Here is a 9,205-nt window from a genome sequence, read left to right on the forward strand (position 1 = left end):
TCTCGTCCACCCGGGCCATAATGGTGTTCATAAACGTCTCGTTCAGGTAGCTCAGCGTCACCAGGGGGTCCTGAGCGGATCCGGCCTCCGCCGCAAACGCCGTGGTCACCAGCACACCGCACAGGGCCACCGCTGCAGCCAGCCGTAAAAACCGGTTTCTGTTTTTCATTATGTACCTCCTTTGTACAACCGTCCTCCCGGAAAAGTGGACCTCCTCCGGGAGGACCGGCAATTCACACCAACTGGTCGTGCGGCAGTCCAAAACTCACCGCGATGGCCGTATCAACTTTTTCCATCACATGTTCCTCCACATGACCCATGCGCTCCCGCAGCCGCCTTTTGTCCAAGGTCCGCACCTGCTCCAGCAGGACTACGGAGTCCCGGCTCAGGCCGCAGCTCTGGTCCACGGGAAGATCGATATGTGTCGGCAGCCGGGCCTTGCCCGTCTGAGAGGTAATGGCCGCCGCGATCACAGTGGGGCTGTAACGGTTTCCGGTGTCGTTCTGGATGATCAGAACCGGCCGGACACCGCCCTGTTCGCTGCCCACCACCGGGGAGAGATCGGCATAATAAATATCGCCGCGTTTGACATTCGTATCCACAAAGTTCACACTCCGCCGAAAGAAGTACCCGTCACCGAAAGCTCTTCGGTGAGGCCACTTTCATTCTCCCACGCAGTCCCGGAATTTATACGCTGTTCCACAGGTAAAATTCCGGCGTCTCCGCCCCGCAGTATCCTATGCGGGGGACAGGGCCGGAGTGTATACTCTATCCGCTTTCAAAGCTGCAGCCGCAAGCTCCGCTCCACCACTTCACCTCCCCGGATGTACAGCCGGGGCACCCGTTTGCTGACGGCGCAGGTCAGCTCATAGGGGATGGTCCCCAGCACTGCTGCCAGCTCGTCCGCCGGCTGATTCCTGCCGAAGATCTCCACCTCATCGCCCACGCGGACCTCCGGCAGGCCGGTGAGATCCACCATGGTCATGTCCATGCAGATCCGCCCCAGGACCGGAGCAGGGCCGGAGGCCGTCTGAACCGCCATGCGGCCGGAGAGTCCCCGAAAGAACCCGTCCGCATAACCGATGGGAAGCACCCCCACCCGGGTCCTTCCCCCGGTGCGGAAAGTCCTGCCGTAGCTGATATCCGTCCCCGGATCAAAGACCTTGATGGTGGAGACGCTGGATTTCAGCGTCATCACCGGCCGCAGGCCCAGCCGCTCCCGGTCCGCTCCCGCGCCGTACAGGGCAATGCCGGGCCGGACCATGTCCAGATACATCTCCGGATACCGGGCCAAAGCGCCGCTGTTGGCGCAGTGGCGGATAGCAAAGGTCCTTCCCTCTTTCGCCAGGGCCTCCAGCACCCGGATAAAAACACCGAACTGTTCCCGGGTGTAGGTCTCGCTGTCCCCGCCGTCCTCGTCAGACACGGAGAAGTGTGTGAAAATCCCCTCCGCCTCCAGATTGGGCAGGGCACAGGAGCGGGCAATGGCCTCAACGCCGCCTTCAAAATGCCCGTCCCGCACCAGAAAGCCCAGACGGGACATTCCGGTATCCACCTTGATGTGTACCCGTAACACTCCACCGCAGGCAGAGGCGGCGGCGCTGTACTCCTCCGCCTTGACCTGGGCGGAAACCGCCTGGGTAATATTGTGTGCAATCAGCTGGGGCACCATCTCCGGCGGCGTATGGCCCAGAATCAGGATGGGGGCCAGAATACCCCCCTGGCGCAGCTCCCGGGCCTCATCCAGACTGGAGACCGCCAGATAGTCCGTTCCCAGCCGCTCCAGCTGGGCGGCGGCCTGTACCGCTCCGTGGCCGTAGGCGTCCGCCTTCACCACACCCAAATACTTGACGCCGGAACCGATGAGGTTCCGGGCCTGGCGGTAGTTATGGGCCAGGGCATCCAGGTCAATCTCCGCCCAAGTCCTTCTTAAAATCGTGTCATCCATTTTGCAGGGCCACCTTCAAGTGTCTCTTTCGCAGAACCGGAACAGGCTCAGACCGCTCCGTTCTGTTCTGTGTGCTCTATTGTATCACAAAAAGCAAAGCTCGTAAAGTCCGCTGTTAAAATGATTTCTCCATCCACAGCGATCTCTCCCCGAAGCGGCGTCCCATCCTCCTGCCGCAGCCAGACGGTGGAGACGATCTTCCCGTCCTGAAGGCCGCTCTGATCCACACTGAGCCGCAGGCAGGGCGTCTCATTCCAGTCCTCCTGATTCTCCTCCAGCAGCCATCCATCCCGCAGGGCGTTCATCAGCCGGGGCAGACAGGCCGCGGGGCTGACCTCCTCACTGCCGAGAGGCCCGGCGTTCAGACAGGCATCCTCATACTCAATCCGCCAATCGCTGCCGCTGAGCACCGCTTTAACCCCGGCGATGGACTCCGGCTCCAGCACCTCCACGGTGCTCTCGCCATCCGGTGTGTAGTCACACCGCAGCAAAGCCTCCCACTCCAGCCCCTCCTGTGTACAGGTCACGGCCGCCTCCATGATACAGCCTGTCATGTCGTGGTATCGCTGGCGCATATCCACCGTCTCCTTCTCCCCCGTCCCGCCGCCGGCGCAGGCCGTCAGCAGCAAAACAAAGGCCATCATTGGTACGCAAAACCGTGTGCGCACCGGATATCCTCCTTTTCAATATGTTCTGACCGCCCCAAAAGACAAACAGCAGATTTTTGCCCCTACAGGGCCAGTTCCTGAAAAACCGCCGGCAGGGCTGCAATCACGTCATCCGGCGTCATGCAGTACGCTGTCAGGCGTTCCGCCGCCAAATCACCGGCCCGGCCGTGAATCCACACGCCCCCCGCCGCCGCCCGGACCGGCGCGGCTCCCTGGGCCAGAAGAGAGCCGATGATCCCTGTGAGCACGTCGCCGCTGCCGCCCTTGGCAAGGCCGGAACTGCCGTTGGTATTCACCAGCACAGTACCCGCCTGTGTGGCTGTCACAGTCCGGTGTCCCTTCAGCACCAGCGTACATCCGTGCCGGAGGGCAAAACGCCGGGCCGCCTCCGTCCTGCCGGCAGAGAGCTCCCCTCCAACGCGGGCAAACTCTCCGTCATGGGGCGTCAGAATCGTAACCCTGTCCCGCCGGGCGTCCAAAGTATTTATATGCCCCTCTAGGGCGTTTATGCCATCGGCGTCCAGCACCACCGGCTTTTCCGTCCGCTCCAGAATCTCCCGCACCAAGCGGGCGGTATCCTCATTCCGGCCCAACCCTGGGCCAATGGCCAGCACGTCACAGCCCTCCAGCTTTTCCAGAATAGCCGGAAGGGCCGTTCCCCGGAGGCTCCCGCCCCTATCCGCCAGGGGGAACGGCATGGCGGAGCCGCACCGGGACGCCTCGATCTCCCAGATGCTGTCCGGCACACCCAGATACACCAGCCCGCAGCCGGACCGCACCGCCGCCGAGGCGGCGAGATACGGCGCACCAGTGTAACCCACCGCGCCGCCCACGATCAGGAGCTTGCCAAAATCCCCCTTATGGCCGTCAGGCTTCCGCGGCGGCAGCGCCTCTTGGACATACTCCCGCTCCACCGTCATCACCATGCAGGCGGTCCGGCGGACCAGGTCCGGCGGAATGCCGATTTCCCGAACCTCTACCCGGCCGGAACACAGAACGCCATCCCCCGCAAATTGGCCGATTTTAGGTAGTGTAAAGGTAACTGTCCTGTCAGCTTTTACAGCACAGCCCAGAACCCTCCCCGTGTCCGCCTCTACTCCGGAGGCGATGTCCGCAGCCACCACCCTGCCCCGGCTTTGGTTCATCAGGCAGACGGCAGCCGCAGCGGCGGAATCCGGGGCGATCTCCCGGGAGAGGCCCACACCGAACATCGCGTCCACCAGCACATGGCTGGCAGTGATCCACTCTGCCTGGTCCTGACTGCCGGGGTCAAAGGGCTCCAGCTCTATGCCGCAGTCTGAGAGCCGCCGGGTTTCCTCCAGGGCGTCGGCCGTCAGCCGCTCATAGCGGCCCGTCAAAAACACCCGAACCTGGACCCCCTTCAAAAACAGCAGCCGAGCGGCGGCGATGCCGTCCCCGCCGTTGTTCCCCGCGCCGCACAGCACGGAGGCCCGGGCCTTTCCGGGCTGGACGGACAGCAGATCCAGCGCGGCCTCCGCCACACCCGCCGCCGCCCGCTCCATCAGATCTATGGAGGGAATCCCCCGCTCCTGAATCGCCCGCCTGTCCAGTTCCCTCATCTGAGCCGATGCCGCAAGCTTCATTGTGTCTCCTCCCTTTCTCTGCAGGCCGTATTCAAAAAATGGAAGTCACAGTACTGCGCGCCGCCGCCCAATGTCCCGGAGCGTTCAAAACGGATCTTCGGCAGCAGTCCGGAAAAAGCAATGCCGTCATTTTCACAGTAGACGCAGCACAGCTCCGGACAACCATAGGCGTTTGTCAGATCCCAATAGATACAGCGGTGCAGATTAAAATGAATCTCCTGCCCGTCCCACCGGACCCACTCCGTCCGCCATCCCTCTTCCGGAAAGAATTTTTTCATATATCGCTTGACGGTCATCCTGTAAAGACGGTACGTGAAAGGGAAGCCCGCCAGCTTCCGCATTCGCTCCCGCTTGCTCTCCGCCGCCCGGCGCGTCTCTCTCCTTACATATTCCAGCGCCTTCTCCTGAGAAATTTCCCGCTCTCGCAACGTCTGGTAGAACGCCATGGCCGGAAACAGGTTCCGCCGCAAATGCTCCTGAATGGCGGCGCTGTCCGGTTCATCTTCGCCGCGCAGAAGGTCCTGATAACGGGCCTCTGTCTGCTGGAAAACCTTCGCCCCTTCTGACTTAAAAAAACGGAGACAGTCCTCTTCCAGAAAGGAGAGCGCCGTTTCAGCCAGCGTCATCTGCTCCACCCCCTGAAATCTTCTGGAAAACCTCCTTGGCGTGCCGCTCCAGTACGTCCGCCTTTGTGACGGCAATTCCCCATTTTTCATCCCCAAGAACGATCATGGTGTCCCCCGCACGGATCTGGAACACTTCTCTCGCCTCCTTTGGAATGACAATTTGTCCCCGCTCGCCCACCTTTACCGTGCCGAAAATGTAATGTCCCTTTGGAACCTCCATGTACCCCATCCTCCGTTGCATATAAATCATACTTTTCATATAAAAATGAATTCTAGTTGATTGTACAGGAAAAGTCAAGGAAATTTTTCATCCAGCACTTCTTTGCAGGCAAAAAAGCTGGTAAAATGGTAAGCGCAACCCAAAGTTTACACGATTTTCCCCAAACGCAACACGAAATCGCTGGCGTTGCGGTCTCCGCTCCGGTACGCTGAGAGCATCAAACACAAGGAGGATTTTTCCCATGGCATTTTCTGAAAACCTGCAGTTCATCCGCGCCCAGGCCGGCGTCACCCAAGAGCAGCTGGCAGAGCAATTAGACGTCTCCCGCCAGTCCGTTAGCAAGTGGGAGGGCGGTCAGAGCTTTCCCGAGATGGATACTCTGCTGCGCATTTGTGATTTGTACGACGTGAATTTGGACACCCTTCTCCGGGGCAGCGTGGAGGAAAGCCGGGTGGAGGATACTGCCCGGTACGACCAGTTCATGACCCGTTTTGCCAAAAGGATCGCCTTCGCCACCGGCAGCATCATCGCGGGTGTGGGCCTGTGCGGCCTGCTGGAGGCCCGGGGTGTGTCGGAGATGTTGAGCGGCGCATTTTTGCTGCTGGTGATCGCAGTCTGTGTGGTGGCCATTGTGGCCAGCGGCATCCAGCATGATATCTTCTGCAAACGCTATCCCGTCATTACCGACTTCTATACCCAGGAGCAAAAGGACGCCTTCCACCAGAAATTCGTCTGGTACATCTCCGGTGGCGTGGGGGCCATTCTCTTCGCTGTGGCGCTTTTGCTGCTGTTTTTCTTCGTCTTCCCGGAGCAGGAGCCCTATGAATCCTACGGAATAGCCCTCTTCCTCCTTATCGTTGCCGGAGCGGTAACCTGCTTCATTTACGCGGGAATCAACGACGATAAGTATAACATCGCCAAATATAACCGGGACAACAATCCCACCCCGGAGGCCAGACAGAGACTGAATCTGATCGGCACCATTCAGGCCGCCATGATGCTACTGGCCACAGCGGTATATGTGGGGCTGGGACTGACCCGGGACCTGTGGCGCACCGCCTGGTGGATTTTCGCCGTGGCGGGCATCCTGTGCGGCGTGGTGGCCGTGATTTTGGATCCCTACAAGGGCAATGATTGACAAATTCTCCCATTCCGCCCCATTCCGGCGGAATGGGGATTTTCCTCTTGCATTTTTTTAATTTCTATGGTATAAGTGATAGTTGAAATCAGCGATGAACGGGAAAATAATGGATTCCGCAGCGCTCAGAGAGGACTGGCCGTCGGCTGTGAGCCGGTCCGCGCCGCGCCGTTTGGTTCGCCCGGGAGCCGCCGTGGAGACACGGCCGGCCGCCCTCCGTTACAGGGGCCAGAGCGCGCGCCGTCAGGCGCGAATCCGGGTGGTACCGCGGAGGGTTTGCCTTTCGTCCCAGGTGTTGGGGCGAGGGGTATTTTTTATGCCTGAGGCAACCTTTAATTTTATAGAAAGAAGGAAATTCCTTTGCAATCCCTATGGAAAAGAATTCTCGCCCTTCTCCTAACTCTGGCTGTGCTGTTTTCACTGGCAGGCTGCCAATCCTCCGGTAATGCGGACAATCCCTATGACGGCCAAAAGCTGCCCGTCCTGATGTACCACCATGTAGTGGAGGACGGCCAGGAGTGCAACGACATGACCATCACCGCCTCCCGCCTGCGGGAGGATCTCCAGTGGCTTCAGGACAACGGCTATACCACCGTCCTGCCCCGGGAGCTGGCGGCGGGAGAGCCCCTGCCGGAAAAGCCCGTCCTCATCACTTTTGACGACGGCTACCGCAGCAACTACAACCTGGCCTTTCCCATCTTTCAAGAGTTTGAGGCCAAGGTGGTCATCTCTGTCATGGTCTATATGCAGGACCACGCCGCCAGCGACTTCGTCACCTGGGCCATGTGCCGGGAGATGATAGACTCCGGCCTCATTGAGATCGGCTCCCACACCTATCTCCTCCATAACCTGGATGAGCGGGGCGGAAGCTTTGACCCGGAGGGCACCAACGGCGTCCAGCGGAAACCCGAAGAGACTGACGAGGCGTTTCAAACTCGGGTACTGGACGACATCCAGCTGAGCTACGACCTGATCGCGGAGAAGCTGGAACAGCCCCCCATCTTCTTCGCCTATCCCTTCGGCCTGACAGAGCCGGACGCTGATAAGCTGATTCAGGAGCTGTTTCCTGTCACGGCGGTGACGCTGCCCAAAACAGCGGACCTCTCCGACGGTCTGTATGACCTGCCCCGGCAGACCGTCACCATGAACAAGAGCCTGGACAGCATTCTGAACCCGCCGCTGAAAACCGTGGTCAAGGCCAAAATCAAGGATTTCTTTGGTCTTTCGTGAAGGAGATGCGTTATGCGGGTACGGGTTTACGATGAAGCGTCCCGGACGTATTTCCATTCAGAGCTGTACGCCGCTTTGTACAGCGGTATCTTTGAGCGGTATCTCATCATGCGGGAGGGACGTCTGTTTCTGGCAGACAAGCGCCGCCGGGAGGGAAATTCCTATTACTCCCAAATCCACCTCATTGACCCGGACTTTCCAGAGGACTGGATCACCCTGACCAATGGAAGCATCTCCGATTTCCCGGACTTTCCCAAGCACCTGCCCGAGGACAAGTGGACCGCATTCCGGGGCTTCCCCTGGGTCTGGGAGGACAAGGACGCGCTGCGCCGCCTGCTGCGCGGGGAAGCTGTTCCTCTTTCGGAGACGTTTTTTCCACCTGTCTCCTCCCTCCTTCCCGGCTGGAGCTATGTGCTCTCTCAGGAGGAAGCGGAGACGCTGCTGCGGAGCTACCATGACTTTCACGATTCCGTTCTGGTGGACCTCCGCTATACCAGCGGCTCGGAACAGCTTCCAGACGGCAGTATGCGGGTCGCCGATTATATCCGCCAGGTGACCATGCGCTTCCACAGCGACTGGGCGCCGCCCCTCGAAATGGCATTTGAGGGCGTAGAGGGATTGGACCTCCGCCCCGCTAACGAGGACTGCTTCTCCTGTCTGGAGGAAGCCACCCTCCGCTTCCGGGACGGGTCTGTGTTCTTCTGCGACGGATTTTGTGAGGATGAAGCCTCGTACCCCGGCACTAAAATTTCAGCCTATTCTCTGCGCTGGCGGTTCCTGCCGCCTGTAAAGCAGCAATCCACATCCAAGTAAAGGAGTTAAACGCATATGAAAGCACAACTGGAAGCCATTCGCAAAGGCGCGCTGGAGGCCATCGCCGCAACCCAGGCCGTGGCGGACCTGGAGTCCCTCCGGGTGAAGTACCTGGGCAAAAAGGGCGAGCTCACCGCAGTCCTCAAACAGATGGGCAAGCTCTCCGCCGAGGAGCGCCCCGCTATGGGACAGATGGCAAACGATGTCCGCGCCCGTCTGGAGGAGGCCATCGAGGCCCAGTCCGCCGCCCTCTCCCAGAAGGCCCTGGAGGCCCGGCTGAAGCTGGAGGCCGTGGATGTCACCATTCCCGGCAAAAAGCCCGTTCAGGGACACAAGCACCCCATGTACTCCGTGCTGGACGAGATGAAGGAGATCTTTTTGAACATGGGCTTTGAGATCATGGACGGCCCGGAGATCGAACAGGCGGACTACAACTTCACCAAGCTCAACGCCCCGGAGAACCACCCCTCTCGGGACTGGACCGATACCTTCTATTTGAAGGAGGACTCCTCCGTCCTGCTGCGGTCTCAGACCTCCCCCATGCAGATCCGGGCCATGGAGACCTACGGCGTGCCCATCCGCATGATCTCCGCCGGACGGGTGTACCGCAAGGACGAGGTGGACTCCACCCACTCCCCCATGTTCCACCAGATCGAGGGCCTGGTGGTAGACAAGGGCATCACCATGGCGGATTTGAAGGGGACGCTGAACGCTGTCATCCGGGAGATTTACGGCCCCGAGACCGTCACCCGCTTCCGGCCTCACCATTTTCCCTTCACCGAGCCCAGCTGCGAGGTGGACATCCAGTGCTACAAGTGCGGCGGAAAGGGCTGCCCCACCTGCAAGGGCGAGGGCTGGATCGAAATCCTGGGCGCCGGCATGGTCCACCCCAGGGTGCTCCGGAACTGCGGCAGATCGGAAGAGCGTCGTGTAGGGAAAGAGTGTAGATCTCGGTGGT

General features: G+C 60.0%; 9 protein-coding genes. 3 read left to right on the plus strand and 6 right to left on the minus strand.

Annotation, left to right across the window (positions count from 1 at the left end):
* Positions 1–233: 233 nt before the first annotated feature.
* The 6 genes from QZ326_RS09140 to QZ326_RS09165 form a co-directional block, all read right to left on the minus strand.
* Complete coding sequence (locus tag QZ326_RS09140) at positions 234–602, minus strand: type II toxin-antitoxin system PemK/MazF family toxin (RefSeq protein ID WP_295744258.1); 369 nt, start codon at positions 600–602, stop codon at positions 234–236.
* Positions 603–778: 176 nt separating this feature from the next.
* A complete protein-coding gene (alr, locus tag QZ326_RS09145; RefSeq protein WP_295744260.1) occupies positions 779–1,948 on the minus strand; it encodes an alanine racemase in 1,170 nt (389 codons plus the stop codon).
* A 47-nt stretch (positions 1,949–1,995) separates the two neighbouring features.
* Positions 1,996–2,616 (minus strand): hypothetical protein, encoded by a 621-nt coding sequence (locus QZ326_RS09150; protein ID WP_295744263.1) that lies wholly within the window; start codon positions 2,614–2,616, stop codon positions 1,996–1,998.
* A 62-nt stretch (positions 2,617–2,678) separates the two neighbouring features.
* On the minus strand, positions 2,679–4,220 hold the full coding sequence (locus QZ326_RS09155) for an NAD(P)H-hydrate dehydratase (RefSeq protein WP_295744266.1): 1,542 nt from the start codon (positions 4,218–4,220) through the stop codon (positions 2,679–2,681).
* Entirely contained in the window at positions 4,217–4,846 is a 630-nt protein-coding gene (locus tag QZ326_RS09160) for an L-2-amino-thiazoline-4-carboxylic acid hydrolase (RefSeq protein ID WP_295744269.1), read from the minus strand. Before QZ326_RS09160 ends, QZ326_RS09155 begins: the two co-directional genes overlap by 4 nt.
* Entirely contained in the window at positions 4,833–5,066 is a 234-nt protein-coding gene (locus tag QZ326_RS09165; protein ID WP_295744272.1) for an AbrB/MazE/SpoVT family DNA-binding domain-containing protein, read from the minus strand. Before QZ326_RS09165 ends, QZ326_RS09160 begins: the two co-directional genes overlap by 14 nt.
* A 241-nt stretch (positions 5,067–5,307) precedes the next feature.
* On the opposite strand from QZ326_RS09165, the gene QZ326_RS09170 reads away from it, so the two are divergent.
* The 3 genes from QZ326_RS09170 to QZ326_RS09180 all read left to right on the plus strand — a co-directional run bounded on the left by QZ326_RS09170 (position 5,308) and on the right by QZ326_RS09180 (position 8,247).
* Positions 5,308–6,204, plus strand: a complete 897-nt coding sequence (locus QZ326_RS09170) for a helix-turn-helix domain-containing protein (RefSeq protein ID WP_295744275.1) — start codon at positions 5,308–5,310, stop codon at positions 6,202–6,204.
* 360 nt (positions 6,205–6,564) lie between these two features.
* A complete protein-coding gene (locus QZ326_RS09175; RefSeq protein WP_295744278.1) occupies positions 6,565–7,434 on the plus strand; it encodes a polysaccharide deacetylase family protein in 870 nt (289 codons plus the stop codon).
* 12 nt (positions 7,435–7,446) lie between these two features.
* Positions 7,447–8,247: a hypothetical protein gene (locus QZ326_RS09180; protein WP_295744281.1), complete on the plus strand. Its 801-nt coding sequence runs from the start codon at positions 7,447–7,449 to the stop codon at positions 8,245–8,247.
* Positions 8,248–9,205: the final 958 nt, after the last annotated feature.

The organism is uncultured Oscillibacter sp. (assembly GCF_910587525.1).
GTDB lineage: Bacteria > Bacillota > Clostridia > Oscillospirales > Oscillospiraceae > Oscillibacter.

What these genes read in the sequence shown, in the direction of transcription:
- QZ326_RS09170 (WP_295744275.1), top strand. Translation starts at nt 5,308, where the DNA reads ATGGCATTTTCTGAAAACCTGCAGTTCATCCGCGCCCAGGCCGGCGTC.
- QZ326_RS09180 (WP_295744281.1), top strand. Translation starts at nt 7,447, where the DNA reads ATGCGGGTACGGGTTTACGATGAAGCGTCCCGGACGTATTTCCATTCA.
- QZ326_RS09155 (WP_295744266.1), bottom strand. Translation starts at nt 4,220, where the DNA reads ATGAAGCTTGCGGCATCGGCTCAGATGAGGGAACTGGACAGGCGGGCG.
- alr (WP_295744260.1), bottom strand. Translation starts at nt 1,948, where the DNA reads ATGGATGACACGATTTTAAGAAGGACTTGGGCGGAGATTGACCTGGAT.
- QZ326_RS09165 (WP_295744272.1), bottom strand. Translation starts at nt 5,066, where the DNA reads ATGGAGGTTCCAAAGGGACATTACATTTTCGGCACGGTAAAGGTGGGC.
- QZ326_RS09160 (WP_295744269.1), bottom strand. Translation starts at nt 4,846, where the DNA reads ATGACGCTGGCTGAAACGGCGCTCTCCTTTCTGGAAGAGGACTGTCTC.